This window comes from Mycolicibacterium madagascariense, from assembly GCF_010729665.1.
GTDB lineage: Bacteria > Actinomycetota > Actinomycetes > Mycobacteriales > Mycobacteriaceae > Mycobacterium > Mycobacterium madagascariense.
Map to the genome: position 1 here is coordinate 4,483,233 of NZ_AP022610.1, position 15,067 is coordinate 4,498,299.

General features: G+C 69.9%; 16 protein-coding genes. 11 read left to right on the top strand and 5 right to left on the bottom strand.

The annotated features are described in order from the left end of the window. Positions 1-78 precede the first annotated feature (78 nt). Positions 79-936 (top strand): alpha/beta fold hydrolase, encoded by an 858-nt coding sequence (locus G6N60_RS21080; RefSeq protein WP_163744303.1) that lies wholly within the window; start codon positions 79-81, stop codon positions 934-936. A 2-nt stretch (positions 937-938) separates the two neighbouring features. After that, positions 939-3,839 carry an aminotransferase gene (locus tag G6N60_RS21085; RefSeq protein WP_163740920.1) on the top strand — a complete coding sequence of 967 codons (2,901 nt, stop codon included), beginning with the start codon at positions 939-941 and terminating at the stop codon, positions 3,837-3,839. On the opposite strand, the gene G6N60_RS21090 is transcribed toward G6N60_RS21085, so the two are convergent. Then, a complete protein-coding gene (locus tag G6N60_RS21090) occupies positions 3,797-4,426 on the bottom strand; it encodes a TetR/AcrR family transcriptional regulator (RefSeq protein ID WP_163740922.1) in 630 nt (209 codons plus the stop codon). The genes G6N60_RS21085 and G6N60_RS21090 overlap by 43 nt on opposite strands. A gap of 89 nt (positions 4,427-4,515) precedes the next feature. Between G6N60_RS21090 and G6N60_RS21095 the strand changes: the two genes are divergently transcribed. The 5 genes from G6N60_RS21095 to G6N60_RS21115 all read left to right on the top strand — a co-directional run bounded on the left by G6N60_RS21095 (position 4,516) and on the right by G6N60_RS21115 (position 8,351). Next, positions 4,516-5,946, top strand: coding sequence for a purine-cytosine permease family protein (locus tag G6N60_RS21095; protein WP_163740924.1), 1,431 nt, complete (start codon positions 4,516-4,518; stop codon positions 5,944-5,946). Positions 5,947-6,325: 379 nt separating this feature from the next. After that, entirely contained in the window at positions 6,326-7,084 is a 759-nt protein-coding gene (locus G6N60_RS21100) for an adenylate/guanylate cyclase domain-containing protein (protein WP_163744306.1), read from the top strand. Between the two features lie 48 nt (positions 7,085-7,132). Beyond that, a complete protein-coding gene (locus tag G6N60_RS21105; RefSeq protein WP_163740926.1) occupies positions 7,133-7,390 on the top strand; it encodes a hypothetical protein in 258 nt (85 codons plus the stop codon). A 57-nt stretch (positions 7,391-7,447) separates the two neighbouring features. Beyond that, on the top strand, positions 7,448-7,789 hold the full coding sequence (locus G6N60_RS21110; protein WP_163740928.1) for a hypothetical protein: 342 nt from the start codon (positions 7,448-7,450) through the stop codon (positions 7,787-7,789). Between the two features lie 85 nt (positions 7,790-7,874). Beyond that, the gene (locus tag G6N60_RS21115) at positions 7,875-8,351 is read left to right on the top strand and encodes a hypothetical protein (protein ID WP_163740930.1); all 477 of its coding nucleotides are present in this window, start codon (positions 7,875-7,877) and stop codon (positions 8,349-8,351) included. On the opposite strand, the gene G6N60_RS21120 is transcribed toward G6N60_RS21115, so the two are convergent. The 3 genes from G6N60_RS21120 to ychF all read right to left on the bottom strand — a co-directional run bounded on the left by G6N60_RS21120 (position 8,325) and on the right by ychF (position 10,586). Beyond that, complete coding sequence (locus G6N60_RS21120) at positions 8,325-8,630, bottom strand: hypothetical protein (RefSeq protein ID WP_163740932.1); 306 nt, start codon at positions 8,628-8,630, stop codon at positions 8,325-8,327. The genes G6N60_RS21115 and G6N60_RS21120 overlap by 27 nt on opposite strands. A gap of 58 nt (positions 8,631-8,688) precedes the next feature. Next, positions 8,689-9,387 (bottom strand): NAD(P)-dependent oxidoreductase, encoded by a 699-nt coding sequence (locus G6N60_RS21125; protein WP_163740934.1) that lies wholly within the window; start codon positions 9,385-9,387, stop codon positions 8,689-8,691. Between the two features lie 125 nt (positions 9,388-9,512). After that, positions 9,513-10,586 carry a redox-regulated ATPase YchF gene (ychF, locus tag G6N60_RS21130; protein ID WP_163740936.1) on the bottom strand — a complete coding sequence of 358 codons (1,074 nt, stop codon included), beginning with the start codon at positions 10,584-10,586 and terminating at the stop codon, positions 9,513-9,515. 95 nt (positions 10,587-10,681) lie between these two features. Between ychF and G6N60_RS21135 the strand changes: the two genes are divergently transcribed. After that, positions 10,682-11,929 (top strand): DUF6542 domain-containing protein, encoded by a 1,248-nt coding sequence (locus G6N60_RS21135; protein ID WP_163740938.1) that lies wholly within the window; start codon positions 10,682-10,684, stop codon positions 11,927-11,929. Here G6N60_RS21135 and G6N60_RS21140 read toward each other — a convergent pair whose 3' ends face one another. Beyond that, positions 11,930-12,934, bottom strand: a complete 1,005-nt coding sequence (locus tag G6N60_RS21140; protein WP_163740940.1) for a 4-hydroxy-3-methylbut-2-enyl diphosphate reductase — start codon at positions 12,932-12,934, stop codon at positions 11,930-11,932. A gap of 77 nt (positions 12,935-13,011) precedes the next feature. Between G6N60_RS21140 and G6N60_RS21145 the strand changes: the two genes are divergently transcribed. Genes G6N60_RS21145 through G6N60_RS21155 form a run of 3 tightly spaced genes read left to right on the top strand, consistent with a single transcriptional unit; the run spans position 13,012 to position 15,056 of the window. Beyond that, positions 13,012-13,581: a lipid droplet-associated protein gene (locus G6N60_RS21145; RefSeq protein WP_163740943.1), complete on the top strand. Its 570-nt coding sequence runs from the start codon at positions 13,012-13,014 to the stop codon at positions 13,579-13,581. 7 nt (positions 13,582-13,588) lie between these two features. Beyond that, on the top strand, positions 13,589-14,857 hold the full coding sequence (xseA, locus tag G6N60_RS21150; protein WP_163740945.1) for an exodeoxyribonuclease VII large subunit: 1,269 nt from the start codon (positions 13,589-13,591) through the stop codon (positions 14,855-14,857). Next, positions 14,844-15,056 (top strand): exodeoxyribonuclease VII small subunit, encoded by a 213-nt coding sequence (locus G6N60_RS21155; protein WP_163740947.1) that lies wholly within the window; start codon positions 14,844-14,846, stop codon positions 15,054-15,056. The genes xseA and G6N60_RS21155 overlap by 14 nt, the downstream gene beginning before the upstream one ends. Positions 15,057-15,067: the final 11 nt, after the last annotated feature.

The following is a 15,067-nucleotide window of genomic DNA, read 5'->3' on the forward strand; positions in this document are numbered from 1 at the left end:
GGCAGCCGCCACTAGCGGGCCCATGCCCTCTGGGTAACGTGAGGTCCCGGTCTGTGTGAAAGGTTGTCCGCGATGTCAATGAGCAAAGCCAGCAGCACGTCGAGCACCGTCGAGTTCCGCGGAGTCGACGACCTCACCCTCGTCGCCGACGAGTGGAACCGCGACGCCACGACCGATCACCCGTCGATCCTGATGCTGCACGGCGGCGGACAGAACCGACACTCCTGGAAGAACACCGGCCAGATCCTCGCCGATCGCGGGTTCCACGTGATCGCGCTCGACAGCCGCGGCCACGGGGACAGCGACCGCTCCCCCACCGCCGACTACCGCGTCGAGACGCTGTGCTCGGACATCCTGCACGTGCTCTACCAGATCGGCGGGCCGACCGTGCTGATCGGCGCCAGCATGGGTGGTCTCACCGGCATCCTCGCCGCGCACGAGGCGGGCCCCGAACTGGTCACCAAGCTGGTGCTCGTCGACGTCGTGCCGCGGTTCGAGAAGAACGGCAGCGCGCGCATCCGCGACTTCATGTTCAGCGGGGTCGACGGTTTCGCCTCCCTCGACGAGGCCGCCGACGCCGTCGCCGCGTACCTGCCGCACCGCACACGCCCGCGCAGTCCCGAGGGGCTGACGAAGAACCTGCGGCTGCGCGACGGCCGCTGGTACTGGCACTGGGACCCGGCGTTCCTCACCAAGCCCGAGGACGATCCCTACACCCGCATGGACATGCTCGAGCAGGCCGCGATCAATCTGCAGGTTCCCACGCTGCTCATCCGCGGCAAGCTCTCCGACGTGGTCAGCGAGGCCGGTGTGCGCGACTTCCTGTCCAAGGTGCCCAGTGCCGAATTCGTCGAACTGTCGGGTGCGGGCCACACGGCAGCCGGTGACGACAACGACGCGTTCAGCGAGGTCGTCGTCGACTTCGTGTCCCGCTGAGCATGGGGTTCGACTTCCTCCGAGAGCCGGAACTGCCCGCACCCCGGGTCGGCGAGGCGCAAGCCACGCGGCTACTGGCGACGCACTACGGCATCGAGGCCCGGCTGGAGTCGCTGGGCAGCAACCAGGACGAGAACTTCCTCGTCATCGCCGCCGGGGACCGCACGGTCGGCGTCCTGAAGATCGCCAACCCGGCCTTCACCGCGGTCGAACTCGCCGCGCAGGACGCCGCCGCCGAAGCCATCGCCCACGCGGAACCGTCACTGCGCGTGGCCGTTCCGCAGCGCAACCTCGACGGTGAGGTCGCCACCGAGGTCACGGGTCTGCTCGACGGCACCGCCCACGTTCGGTTGCTACCGTTCTTGTCGGGCGGGACGCTCGTCGACATGGGATACCTGGCGCCCGCCGTCGTCGCGGGAATGGGCGACCTGGCGGCCCGCGTCAGCTGCGCCCTCGCCGACTTTCGGCATCCCGGGTTGGATCGCGCCCTGCAGTGGGATCTGCGATTCGGCCACGACGTCGTGCAGATGCTGGCATCCCACGTCGCCGATCCGACTCTGCGCGAACGTCTTTGCACGGCCGCGGCCGACGCATGGGCGCGGATCGCCCCGGTGGCCCACCAACTCCCGCGGCAGGCAGTGCATCTGGACCTGACCGACGCCAACGTCGTCGCCGGGGCGGCCCGACGACCCGACGGCATCATCGACTTCGGCGACCTCTCCGACACCTGGGCCGTGTCGGAACTCGCCATCACGCTGTCGTCGGTGCTCGGCCATTGCGGTGCCGCCCCGACGTCGATCCTGCCGGGAGTCAAGGCCTTTCACGCGACCCGCCCGTTGAGCGGAGCCGAGGTCGACGCGCTCTGGCCGCTACTGGTGCTGCGCACCGCGGTGCTCATCGTCAGCGGGGCCCAACAGGTGTCACTCGACCCCGACAACGCCTACCTCACCGACCAGTCCCATGCCGAGTCGCGGATGTTCGAACAGGCGACGTCGGTGCCGATGGACGTGATGACCGCCGTCGTCCGCGCCGAACTCGGCCTCGCCGAGCCGCCCGCCGCGCTCACCGGGTCGCTGATCCCCGAGTTGGACGTCGCGTCGGTTCACGAGCTGGACCTCTCGACCACCTCGGAGCTCTTCGATAAGGCTCCGGAAGGCGTTCTGGGAGAACACTTTCGGAACGGTGTGGCCGTGGCCGCGATCGAGGCCGGCGCGACGCTCGTCGTCACCCGCTTCGGCGAGGCGGACCTGACGAGGGCGCCGCTGCTGAGCCAGGACTCCCCCGCCGTCGTCGCCACCGGCGTGTCGATGTGGCCGGCCGCCCCGCTGACGCTGGTCGCGCCGTGGCCGGGGGAGATCGTGCGCCGCGACGGCGAATTCAACCTGCGCGGAACGGAATTCGAGCTGACCCTCACCGGGGCCGAGCCCACGCCCGCGGACACGGTCACCACCGGTGAGCCGCTGGCGACCGTGGGTGCGGGCGGGTGGACCCACGTCGCGGTGCGTCCCGTGGGTGCGCCCGTCGCACCGGCGTACGTCACGGCCGAACTGGCCCCGGGGTGGCTGGCCCTCTCGCGTGATCCGAGTCCGCTGCTCGGCCTCCCCGAGTCGTCGAGCGAAACGACGTCAAACCTGTTGGCGCGCCGCGACGAGAGCTTCGCGCGGGTGCAGGAGCATTACTACGCCGACCCACCGCAGATCGAACGCGGGCGGCGGCACTACCTGATGTCGACCGCCGGGCGGGCCTACCTCGACATGGTCAACAACGTCACGATGCTCGGCCACGCCCACCCCCGCGTGGCCGACACCGCGAACCGCCAACTGCGACGGCTGAACACCAACTCCCGGTTCAACTACGAGGCCGTCGTCGAGTTCAGCGAACGGCTTGCCGCGATGCTGCCCGACCCGCTGGACACCGTGTTCCTGGTCAATTCCGGTTCTGAGGCAAGCGATCTCGCGTTGCGGCTGGCACTGGCGGTGTCCGGGCATCGCGACGTCATCGCGGTCGGCGAGGCCTACCACGGGTGGACGTACGCCACCGACGCGGTGTCGACGTCGACCGCCGACAATCCCCAGGCCCTCACCACCCGACCGGACTGGATCCATGCGGTGGAGTCCCCCAACAGCTTTCGGGGGACCCATCGCGGCGCCGACGCCGCGCGGTACGCGACGGACGCGGTGGCCACGGTGGCCGACCTCGTCGCGGCGGGGCGGCCGCCCGCGGGGTTCATCTGCGAGTCGGTGTACGGCAACGCCGGTGGCATGGCCCTGCCCGACGGCTACCTGCGCCAGGTGTACGCCGCCGTCCGTGCGGCGGGTGGTTACGCGATCGCCGACGAGGTTCAGGTCGGTTATGGCCGGCTCGGGGAATGGTTCTGGGGCTTCGAGCAGCAGGGCGTGGTGCCCGACATCGTGTCGATCGCCAAGTCGACGGGCAATGGCTACCCGCTGGGCGCCGTCATCACCAGCCGCGCGATCGCCGACGCGTTCAGCTCGCAGGGATACTTCTTCTCCTCGACCGGCGGCAGCCCGCTGTCGTGCGCGATCGGGCTCACGGTGCTCGACGTGCTGCGCGAGGAAGACCTGCAGGGCAACGCGAAACGCGTCGGCGGCCACCTCAAGGCCGAACTGACCGCGCTCGCCGCGAAGCACCCCATCATCGGCACCGTGCACGGCATGGGGCTCTACCTCGGCGTCGAGATGGTCCGCGACCGCGACACCCTCGAGCCCGCCACCGAGGAGACCGCCGCGATCTGTGATCGCATGCTCGAACTCGGCGTCGTCATCCAGCCGACCGGCGAGCGCCAGAACATCCTGAAGACCAAGCCGCCGCTGTGCCTCGACGTCGCGGGCGCGGACTTCTACGTCGCGGCGCTGGACCGGGTGCTCACCGAGGGTTGGTGAGCCGAGGGCAGTTCGGACGCGACGTAGGACCGCGCGATGTGGGCGATCTCGTTGCCGGTGGCGTCGCGCGTCACCTTCTGCGCGCCGAGGCCGTCGATGAGGATCAGCAGCCGTCGGGCCGACGCCTCGACGTCGCTCACCTCGAACTCCCCCGCGTCGCGACCGGCCCGCAGGATCTCGCCGATCAAAGTCAGCCACGCGTCGGTCAGTGCGGGGACCTCGGCGGCCAGCGTGGGGTTGCGGCGGCCGAGGCTCCACGCGTCGAGCCACAGCGCACTGGCGATCTCGCTGACGTCACCGAGCACGTAGTCCAGTAGCGCCTCGAGACGCGCGGTGGGCCTCGACGCCGTGCCGACGTGTGTGCGGGCCGCGTCCAAATCCGCCAGGGCCGCTGTGCGAAAGGCCGCGGCGATCAGCTGATCCGCCGACGAGAAGTAGTGGCTGACCAGGCCTGGGGTGACGCCGAGGTCGGCTCCCACGCGCCGCAGCGTGACCGCCGCGAGGCCGTCGGCGTGGCTGATCTCGACGGCCCTGGCGAGTAGCTCCTCGCGGCGTTCGGACGGCAGCTTTCGCTTGGCGTCGCGCATCTCGACCTTTCCCCTTGACGCATGAGGTTTGTTATTGAACACTACATCAACACTATTGAGCCACCCGTCAACAGCTGGATCGAGAACCCATGACCGCCACCACGCCATCCCAGGATCTGCACGCCGCGCCGGCCGACCACGTCGGCGGCATCGAGACCGCAGGTGTGGAGTACCTGCCGGAGGAGGCCCGCGATTCGAGCCCCCGCAACGTCGGCGCCGTGTTCCTCGGCGCCAATCTCACCTGGACGAACGTCGTGTTCGGCGCCTTCGCGATCCTGTTCGGGCTGTCGTTCTGGCAGACCGTGACCTCGATGGTCGTCGGCACCGCGGTCGGCACCCTAGCGGTGCTCCCGACGGCGACGATCGGGCCGCGTACCGGCACCAACATGACGGTATCGAGCGGCGCGTTCTTCGGCATCCGCGGCCGATTCATCGGGTCCGGCCTGGCGCTGGCCATCGCCCTGGCGTTCGCTGCGGTGACGGTCTGGACGAGCGGGGACGCGCTCGTCGCCGCCGCGCACCGATTGCTGCACGCGCCGGACACCCGCGTGGCACACGCCGTCGCCTACGCCGTCGTCGCCGCCCTCATGGTGACCGTCGCGCTGTACGGCCACGCGACGATCGTCGCGATGCAGAAGGTCGTCGTACCCGTCGTCGGCACGCTGATGGTGGCGGGATTCTTCGCATTCGCCGGCCACGTCGACGTGTCCGCGCCGGGTGGCAACTATTCACTCGGCGGGTACTTGCCGACCTGGGCGTTGTCGGCAGTGCTCTTCGCGGCGGCACCGATCTCCTACGGGCCCACGATCGGCGACTACACCCGGCGGATCTCGTCGGTTCGGTTCAGCGACAGGAAGATTGGCGTCGCTCTCGGTGCCGGCATGTTCATCGGCGTCATGGTGCCCAGCCTGTTCGGTGCCTTCACGGCGCTGGCGTTTTCCAACCCGACCGCTTCCTACCTCGACGACCTCGTCACCAACTCCCCCGCGTGGTACGTGCTGCCGATCGTCGCGATCTCGTTGCTCGGCGGACTGAGCCAGGGCGTGCTGTGCATCTACGCCAGCGGCCTGGACCTCGAGGGCCTGACCCCGCGACTGCGCAGGACCCAGACCACCGTCATCACCGCCGCGGTGGCGATCGTGCTGCTGTATGTCGGGGTGTTCGTCTTCGACGCGGTCGAATCGGTCACCTCGATGACGATCGCGCTCAACGCGCTCATCACGCCGTGGATCGCGATCCTGGCGATCGGTGCGGTGCGCACCCGCAGCTACGACCCCGTCGACCTGCAGGCGTTCGCCGAGGGGCGCCGCGGCGGACGGTACTGGTTCGCCGGCGGGTGGCACGTCGGGGCCGTCGTCGCCTGGGTGCTCGGCGGCACCTTCGGCCTCCTGGCCGTGAACACCACGCTGTACGTCGGCCCCCTCTCCGGCATCGCGGGCGGCGTGGACCTCAGCACCGTCGGGTCCGCGGCTATCGCCGCTGTGGTCTACGTGGTGTCGCTGCGATTCGTCGAGGCCTGACGCGCTCCGTTCTGGGTGCCCGCCGTCCCCGTCGGGGTTCGGTTCGGTTCGCCGGTTCCCAGGCATACATGCCTCTGCCCACCTCTGAGCGAATCGGCACGCGGACCCCGTCCCGGATTTGCTCGAGGTGGGTGATCGGTTCTCAGGCGTACATGCCTCTGCCCACCTCTGAGCGAATTGGGGCGCGGACCCCGTCCCGGATTCGCTCAAAGGTGGGCAATGAGGTGGGTGGTCGGAGCGTGGCGGGGCGGGGCGATGAGTTAGCGCGGCGCGGCGGGTAGGGCGGCGCGGCGAGGTAGGGCCGGCGTGGCGGGCAGGGCGGCGGGGTGCGGCCGGGGGCACCCTCGATAATCAACCGGTGTCGTCAACGTTGATCGCGATGTATGCGCTGCTCGCCGTCGCCGTCGCCGAGGCGGTTGCCATTGCCGTCCTGTGGCGGCGGGTAGCAACCCGCGACGAGGAACTCGCCGACCTGCAGCGCAAACTCGACACCCGCAACAACCTCATCTCGGGCGGGCGCGAGGCCGTCAAGACCGTCTGGCAGACGGCGAACATTCTCCGCAAGGAGGGACTCGGCGCCGCGGTTCGCTCCAACATCGAGGACCTCGCCGACTGGGCGACTGTCGAACGCCCGGATCTCGCCCGCATGACGCTCAACGGGCGGGTCACCATCATGTTCTCCGACATCGAGGAGTCGACCGCGCTCAACGAGCGCATCGGCGACCGCGCGTGGGTCCGCCTGATCGACCGGCACGCCAGGATGGTCAGCCGCGAGGTGAAGCGACACTCGGGCCACGTCGTCAAGAGCCAGGGCGACGGGTTCATGGTCGCGTTCGCCAAGCCCAGTGAGGCCGTCCAGTGCAGCATCGCCATCCAGAAGCACTTGGCCAGGCGGCCCAGCGGAATTCGCGTCCGCATCGGCATCCATGCGGGCAAGTCCGTGCGGCGCGGTGACGACCTGTTCGGCCGCAACGTCGCCATGGCGGCGCGGGTGGCGTCCGCGGCCGACGGCGGCGAGATCCTCGTCAGCGAGTCGGTGCGCGACGACGTGGGCGCCGACGTGTCCTTCGACGACGGCCGAGACGTCGAACTGAAGGGTTTCAGCGGAACCCACCGGCTGTATGCGGTGGAGCTCTAGCCGACGGGATCTCGGCGGCCCCTGGCGCCTCCCGTAGCGTCATACCCCGTGTACCGAAGAGCCGCGGTGATGGCCGCCCTGGGGGTTGCCCTGGCGGGATGCGCCGGGATCGGCGACGCGTCGACCACCTGTCGGGACTTCACCGGCATGAACCAGACCACCCGCAGCGCCACGATGGCCAACGAGCTGAAGGCGCGCAACGGCCGCAACGCCTCGACCTCGGACGTCGAGGCCGCCGTGGCGACGGCGCTGAGGTTCTGCTCGACCAACGGCAACCAGGACAAGACCGTCGGGGACGCCACCTAGCTACGCCGCAGTCAGCCCGACGGGTCGTCGGCAGGAACGACTGCTAACGTGCGCGCGATGGCCAACCAGAGCGCCGTGACCATCGTCGTGATGGACGGCCCGACCGCCTCCACGCTCTCGCAGATTCTGCCCCTGCTGCTGCTCACCCTGATGGTCGAGTTGCGACGTACCGCCCTGCACCGCAGGTTCTCCCGCCTGGTGTTCGGCGTCTTCTTCTTCCTGTTCGGCGTCATCGAGACCGTGCTGGTCCTGTCGATCGACGGGGTGCTCTACCCGTTCCAGTGGGGTGACCTGCTGTCCGCGCTCGCGATCTTCACGTTGCTCGCGATGATCTTCGCCATCTCGTTCATCGACCCCCGACCAGCCGGACCCGGATCCCCGCCCGACGACGGCCTGTGAGCTTCGCGCGTTTCGCCCTCTCGGGGCACTCCGGTGCCGCACAGTCGTAGGTGCGCCACCGGAGGCGCTCACCGGGAGGGCAACGATGAATCAACCTCGGTACGGAATGGCGATGGTGGCGATCGCCGCGACCGTCGTGGCGACGTGCGCCGCAACGCCGAGCTGGATTGCCGGTGCGGACGCCACGCCACTGTTCGACGGGTCCTACACCGTCACGAAGAAGACCGCGCCGACCGATCCGGCGACCGGTGCGGGGTTGTCCGATCAGCCGAGCACGTGGATCGTCAGCTCGAGTTGCGCATTCCTGGGCTGCCTCGCCGACGTCGTGAGCGATTCCCTGACCAGCTTCACCATGCTGTACCAGGGCACGTCGTGGACGCGGCTGGCCACCGGGGACACCGGGCTATGCCGGGGCGCGGCCGTCCCCGCCACCTCGTCCGCGATGCGCCTCGTGCCGCAGGGCGGCGGCTCGTTGACCGGTGTCCGGACGGTCACGCTGCGCTGCGGTGACGCCTCCGTCGACCTGTCTCAGGCGCTAACGCTGACGCCCTCGCGGGCCTGAGCCCGCCCGCCGCCTACGGTTGCGCGCTGGAGCCGAAGGCCAAGGGTCCCAACGCATTTGCGTCCGCACCGAGCCCGCGTAGAGCCTGGCGGGCACTCGCACCACGTCCAGCAGGCGGTTCAACCGTCGGCGCCGGGCACGCACCTTGAGCGCGACGATCACCACCACGGCCAGCCCGCCGAGTGCCGCGCCGATCCACAGCAGGGCGGCGATGAGGTAGATCGCCTCGGCCAGGTCCATGCCGACGAGCCTGCCTGGTTCCGGTCCCAACCTGGTCACGGGAGAGCCACACCTGGGCGACTAAGGACGTCTTCGGCGGCACGCCGGTCGGCGAGGGTCAGCCCACGCCGAAGGCCTCCTTGAGGAAGTTCAGCGGCGACGGGCGAGCCGACCGGGTGATGACGTCGACGATCGCCCGGGAGTACCGCGGCTCGGTCGCCTCCTTGACGAGTAGGTCGGCGAGGTCGGCGCGGGAGGTGACGCGACCGGACAGGCGCGGCGGGCCGACGTAGTAGTCGTCGGTGGGCACCTCGGCATCGAAGAGACCGCCCGGCCGGACGATCGTCCAGTCGAGGCCGCTGTTGACGACGATGTGCTCCATGCGTTCCATGTCGTCATAGAGCGTGCGTCCCAGGTTGTTTCGCAAGAATGGGCCGATGACCTTGCGCCAGAGGAGCGACTCGCCGGGGGCGTCGTCGGTCGCCACGGTGGTGGAGCTGACGCAGACCAATCGGCTGACGCCCCGCGCGGTCATCGCCTGCGTGATGTTGGCGATGCCGTGGGAGTAGACCGTGATCTCGGCCCTGCCGTACGGCACGCCGTAGGTCGAGATGACCGCATCCGCCCCGTCGATCGCTCGGTCGACGCCCGAGGGATCGGTCACGTCGGCGGAGACGATCTCGAGATTCGGTGAGCTGAGCGGAAACTCAGCCGGCTTGCGAGTCACGGCGACGACGCGGTGATCGGCGGCCAGCGCCTGACCGACGACCCGGCGGCCGGTGGGGCCGTTGGCTCCGAAGACGACGAGTGCGCTCACCCCGGCCGTGTACCCGGTTGATCCGAACTCGACCACTAATGGGCCGTCCGAGACGTGCCGCCGTCATCATGTGTTGACGCTTCCCAGCGCGACGTCGCCCAGACAGAGGGCGGCCTCGCCGCGCGTCAGACGTTGAACCGGAACTCGACCACGTCGCCGTCGGCCATCACGTAGTCCTTGCCCTCCATGCGGACCTTGCCCGCCGCCTTCGCCGCGGCCATCGAGCCCGCCGCGACCAAGTCGTCGTAGGAGACGATCTCGGCCTTGATGAAGCCCTTCTCGAAGTCGGTGTGGATCACACCGGCGGCCTTGGGCGCGGTGTCGCCGCGGTGGATGGTCCACGCCCGCGACTCCTTGGGCCCCGCGGTCAGATACGTCTGCAGCTGCAGGGTGTGGAAGCCCGCGCGCGCCAACGCATCGAGCCCCTTCTCGGTCTGGCCGATCGACTCGAGCAGCTCGGCGGCCGACTCGTCGTCGAGCTCCTGCAGCTCGGCCTCGATCTTGGCGTCGAGGAACACCGCATCCGCCGGAGCGACCAACGCGCGCAGTTCGGCCTTGCGGGCCTCGTCGGTCAGCACCGACTCGTCGGCGTTGAACACGTAGAGGAAGGGCTTGGTGGTCATCAGGTTCAGCTCGCGCAGCGCGGAGGTGTCCGTGCCCGCCGCGAAGAGCGTGGTGCCCCCGTCGAGCGTGGTCTGCGCGGCCACCGCCGCCTCGTGCACCGGCTTGCGGTCCTTGTTGTTGCGGGCCTCCTTCTCCAACCGCGGCACCGCCTTCTCCAGCGTCTGCATGTCGGCGAGGATCAGCTCGGTCTCGATCACCTCGATGTCCGACTTCGGGTCCACCTTGCCGTCGACGTGGACGACGTCGTCGTCGGCGAACACCCGGACCACCTGACAGATGGCGTCGCACTCGCGGATGTTTGCCAAGAATTTGTTGCCAAGGCCCGCGCCCTCCGACGCGCCCTTCACGATTCCCGCGATGTCGACGAACGTCACCGGGGCAGGCACCGTCTTCTCCGAGGCGAACATCTCGGCCAGCTTGTCCAACCGCGGATCCGGCAGCGCGACCACGCCCTCGTTCGGCTCGATGGTGGCGAACGGGTAGTTGGCGGCGAGAACGTCATTGCGCGTCAAGGCATTGAACAGCGTTGACTTGCCGACGTTGGGTAATCCGACGATTCCGAGGTTGAGGCCCACGGATCGAACAGTCTAGGCGCCGGCGGGACCCGACCCACCGGCACGCCAGCGAGCGCGGTCAGCGCTCTTTGCGCGATTGCCGGTACGGTCGACGTGTGTCAGGACTGCGCGGACCGTCTGCGGTGCCCGCCGACCATCGATCGGCGCTGCCCCGCGTCCCGGGAATCCCCTGGTGGGGCGCTGCGCTCGTGGCCGTCGTCCTCACCGCGATCGGGGTCGCCTACGACGCGGGCAGCGGCGACAACGCCCTCGGCGCGGTCTTCGCGGTCTGCTACGTGCTCGGGTGCGTGGCGGCCGTCCTGGCGGTTCGCCGGTCCGGCGTGTTCACCGCGGTGATCCAGCCCCCGCTGATCCTCTTCGTGGCCGTGCCCTTCGCCTACTTCATCTTTCACGGCAGCACCTTCACCGGGATCAAGGACACCCTGATCAACTACGGCTACCCGTTGATCGAGCGGTTCCCGCTGATGTTCTTCACCTCGGCCACCGTCCTCGTCATCGGTCTGGTCCGCTGGTACCTGGGTGTCGCCGCCCGCCGAGCGGGCACGGCCCCGGACGACGAGTCGGTCGTCGACGCCCCGGAGGACGTGCCGGATGCCGCGGAGGCCGACGTGTCCTCCGCGTCGGGCCGCCGAGCCGACGGGCGCACGCCCCGCAGCACCCGCAGCAGGACCGCCCGCACCGCAGAGGCGGCCGCGCTGGCCGACCCGGTCGACGACGAGACGGCCCGCGCCGCCCGCCGCGCCGCCAGAGCCGGTTCCGCGCGGTCGTCCGCGGACGCCACGGGGTCGACGTCGCGGCGCTCGCGACATGCCCGACCGCCGGAGACCGAGATCATCGAGCCGGTGCGGCCCCGCAAGCGCCCGGCACCCGCGGCCGACGCCTCCGCCGAACCGCGTCGTCGTCCTCGAACCGGCGAGCCGCGCGAGCGCGAACCCCGCGAACCCCGCACACGCGAACCGCGGGCGCGCGACCCGCGGGGCCGCGAACCCAGGGATCGCGAACCCCGCGAGCGCCTGCCGCGCGATCGCGAACCCCGCGAGCGGGCACCCCGGGAACGCCGGCCGCAGCCACCCCTGGACACCCGCACGGGCCAGGACCGCTACGAGCGTTCGCCGCGCCGCGAGCGCCCCGAGGGCTACGAACGGCCCGAACGTCCCCGTCGGCCGCGGCCCGCGGACTACGAGCGGTACGAGCCTCCGCCGACCCGCACCAATGGCAGCAGCACGCACCACCCGGTGTCACGGGTGCGGTATCGCGGGGCCGACGACGGCGAGTCGCGGACGGAGAACCGGAGCCGACGGCCGCGTCATTCGGCGCCGGACTCCTGGGAGTACGACGTCTAGCTAGCCGTTGCGCTTGGGCCGGATCGCCCGCGGCAGCGTGAACACCAGCGTCTCGTTGGCCGTCGTGACGGGCTGCACCGTGCCGTAGCCGTGCTCCGCCAGCCGTTCGAGCACGCCGCGGACCAGCACCTCGGGCACCGACGCACCGGAGGTGACGCCGACCGTCGTGACGCCGTCCAGCCAGGCGGGGTCGATGTCCTCGGCATAGTCGACGAGGTAGGCCGCCTTCGAGCCGGCGCCGAGCGCCACCTCGACCAGCCGTACCGAGTTCGACGAGTTGCGCGAACCCACCACGATCACCAGTTCGCACTCCGGCGCCATGGCCTTGACCGCGACCTGGCGGTTCTGGGTGGCGTAGCAGATGTCGTCGCTGGGCGGATCCTGCAGGTTCGGGAACCGCTCGCGCAGCCGCTTCACGGTCTCCATGGTCTCGTCGACGCTGAGGGTGGTCTGCGACAGCCAGATGACCTTGTTCTCGTCGCGCACGGTGACCGCGTCGACCGACTCGGGGCCGTCGACCAGCTGCACGTGGTCGGGCGCCTCCCCCGCGGTGCCGACGACCTCTTCGTGTCCCTCGTGGCCGACGAGCAGGATGTCGTAGTCGTCGCGCGCGAACCGCTTGGCCTCGTTGTGCACCTTCGTCACCAGCGGGCAGGTCGCGTCGATCGTGGTCAGGTTCCGCTCGGCGGCCTCGACGTGCACGGTCGGGGCCACGCCGTGGGCGGAGAACACGACGATCGAGCCCTCGGGCACTTCGCTGGTCTCCTCGACGAAGATCGCGCCCGCCTTCGCGAGGGTCTCGACCACGTGCCGGTTGTGCACGATCTCGTGGCGGACGTACACCGGTGCGCCGTGCTGTTCCAGCGTGCGCTCGACGGTCTCGACGGCGCGGTCCACGCCGGCGCAGTACCCACGCGGCTCGGCCAGCAACACTCGCTTGCCCTCGGGGGGCGCGACGACCGAGCGGGTGGCACCCGGCATCCCCATGTTGATCGTCTGCGGCATGGTCCCAGGGTACTTACCCGTGGCCTTGGGACACCACTGGAGAACCGGCTGGGCGCACCCGCCGTACTCTGGCACGCATGGCAACTGTCCCTTACGGAGTTCGTCTGCTGGTGGGCGCCGCAGCCACCGCGCTGGAGGAAACGCGCAAGCTGCCCCAGACCATCGTCATGTACCCCATGACCGTGGCCAGCCAGGTCGCGCAGCTGGTGATGAAGGTCCAGCAGGACGTCGCAGACCTGGTCAACAAGGGCGACGAGACGCTGGACCAGCTGTTCCCCTCCAAGGACGAGCAACCGGAGTGGGCGACGTTCGACGAGGACCTCGACGACGGTGACGGCGATTCGATGGACGCCGGGGCACCGCACGACGGCGAGCGCCTGACCGAGGGCAGGTTCGCGCTCTACAGCACGGGCGAGCCCGCCGGGTACGAGGACGAGCCGGCGCCGACCGCGACCACCACGGCCACCCCCGGCGTCGTCGCCGACCTCGGCTACGAGTCGCTCACGCTGGCGCAGTTGCGGGCGCGACTGCCCCAGCTCAAGGTCCCCGAACTCGAGGCGCTGCTGGCCTACGAGGAGTCGACCAGGGCACGCGCCCCGTTCCAGACGCTGCTGGCCAACAGGATCACCCGCGCGACCGCCAAGTGACCCTGCCGTGACGGACGCCGCCCAGGGCAAGTCCCCCGACAATCCGTGGCCGGTGCGTTCGGTGGCGATGATGGTCAAGGACTGGATCGACAGGCTCGGCACGGTGTGGGTCGAAGGGCAGATCGCCCAGCTCAACGTCCGTCCGAACTCCAGCACCGCCTACATCACGCTGCGCGATCCCGCCGCCGACATGTCGCTGCAGATCACGTGTCCGCGCGACCTGGTGCACAACGCTCCGGTCAAGCTCGCCGAGGGCACGCAGGTCATCATGCACGGCAGGCCCAGCTTCTTCGTCGGACGCGGGTCGTTCTCGTTGCGCGTCAACCAGATTCGTGCCGTGGGCATCGGTGAGCTACTGGCCAGGATCGACCGGTTGCGCAAGCTGCTCGACGCGGAGGGTCTGTTCGATCCGCGCCTCAAGCGTCCGATTCCGTTCCTGCCCAACACCATTGGCCTGATCACGGGTCGGGCCTCGGCCGCCGAACGCGACGTCGTCTCGGTGGCCGAAGCACGTTGGCCCGCAGTGCGATTCGCGGTGCGCAACACGACGGTGCAGGGCCCGACCGCCGTCGCACAGATCGTCGCGGCCCTGCGCCAGCTCGACGACGACGCGGCCGTGGACGTCATCGTGCTGGCCCGCGGCGGCGGCAGTGTCGAGGACCTCCTGCCGTTCTCCGACGAGACGCTGTGCCGCGAGATCGCGAAGTGCTCGACGCCGGTCGTCAGCGCCATCGGCCACGAGCCCGACAACCCGCTGTGCGACCTGGTGGCCGACGTCCGCGCCGCCACCCCGACCGATGCCGCCAAGCGAGTGGTGCCCGACGCGGAGGCCGAGCAGGCGCTGGTGACCGAGCTGCGCCACCGCAGCGCGCGCGCCCTGCGCAACTGGGTGCACCGCGAGCAGCACACGCTGAGTCAGCTCCGCAGCAGGCCCGTGCTGGCCCAACCGCTGGCGGCGCTGGCGGCCCGCAGCGCCGAGGTCGAACGCGCCAGGGCCACCGCGCGGCGCGACATCACGCGCCTGATCGACGCCGAGACCAAGGGCGTCGAACATCTGTCGGCCCGACTCGCCACACTGGGTCCGGCCGCCACGCTCGCGCGGGGCTACGCCGTGGTTCAGGTTGCGTCGGGGACGATGCCGGTGCTGAGGTCGACCGCGGATGCTCCCGCGGGGACGCGGCTGCGCATCCGCGTCGCAGACGGCGCCGTCACGACGGTCAGCGAGGGGTCGGATAGCGCGGGGTCGGATAGCGAGGGGTCGAATGAAGCCCATTAGCAAGCTGGGATACGAAGAATCCCGGGACGAGTTGATCGAGGTCGTCCGCCAGCTGGAACAGGGCGGGCTGGACCTCGACGCGTCCCTCAAGCTGTGGGAGCGGGGCGAGGAGCTGGCCAAACGGTGCGAGGAGCACCTTGCCGGCGCGCGCGAGAAGGTCGAGAAGGCGCTCGCGTCCCGCGAGGACGACGACGCCTGACGGCCGCCTCG

What these genes read in the sequence shown, in the direction of transcription:
- G6N60_RS21080 (WP_163744303.1), top strand. Translation starts at nt 79, where the DNA reads ATGAGCAAAGCCAGCAGCACGTCGAGCACCGTCGAGTTCCGCGGAGTC.
- G6N60_RS21085 (WP_163740920.1), top strand. Translation starts at nt 939, where the DNA reads ATGGGGTTCGACTTCCTCCGAGAGCCGGAACTGCCCGCACCCCGGGTC.
- G6N60_RS21090 (WP_163740922.1), bottom strand. Translation starts at nt 4,426, where the DNA reads ATGCGCGACGCCAAGCGAAAGCTGCCGTCCGAACGCCGCGAGGAGCTA.
- G6N60_RS21095 (WP_163740924.1), top strand. Translation starts at nt 4,516, where the DNA reads ATGACCGCCACCACGCCATCCCAGGATCTGCACGCCGCGCCGGCCGAC.
- G6N60_RS21100 (WP_163744306.1), top strand. Translation starts at nt 6,326, where the DNA reads ATGTATGCGCTGCTCGCCGTCGCCGTCGCCGAGGCGGTTGCCATTGCC.
- G6N60_RS21110 (WP_163740928.1), top strand. Translation starts at nt 7,448, where the DNA reads ATGGCCAACCAGAGCGCCGTGACCATCGTCGTGATGGACGGCCCGACC.
- G6N60_RS21115 (WP_163740930.1), top strand. Translation starts at nt 7,875, where the DNA reads ATGAATCAACCTCGGTACGGAATGGCGATGGTGGCGATCGCCGCGACC.
- G6N60_RS21140 (WP_163740940.1), bottom strand. Translation starts at nt 12,934, where the DNA reads ATGCCGCAGACGATCAACATGGGGATGCCGGGTGCCACCCGCTCGGTC.
- G6N60_RS21145 (WP_163740943.1), top strand. Translation starts at nt 13,012, where the DNA reads ATGGCAACTGTCCCTTACGGAGTTCGTCTGCTGGTGGGCGCCGCAGCC.
- G6N60_RS21155 (WP_163740947.1), top strand. Translation starts at nt 14,844, where the DNA reads ATGAAGCCCATTAGCAAGCTGGGATACGAAGAATCCCGGGACGAGTTG.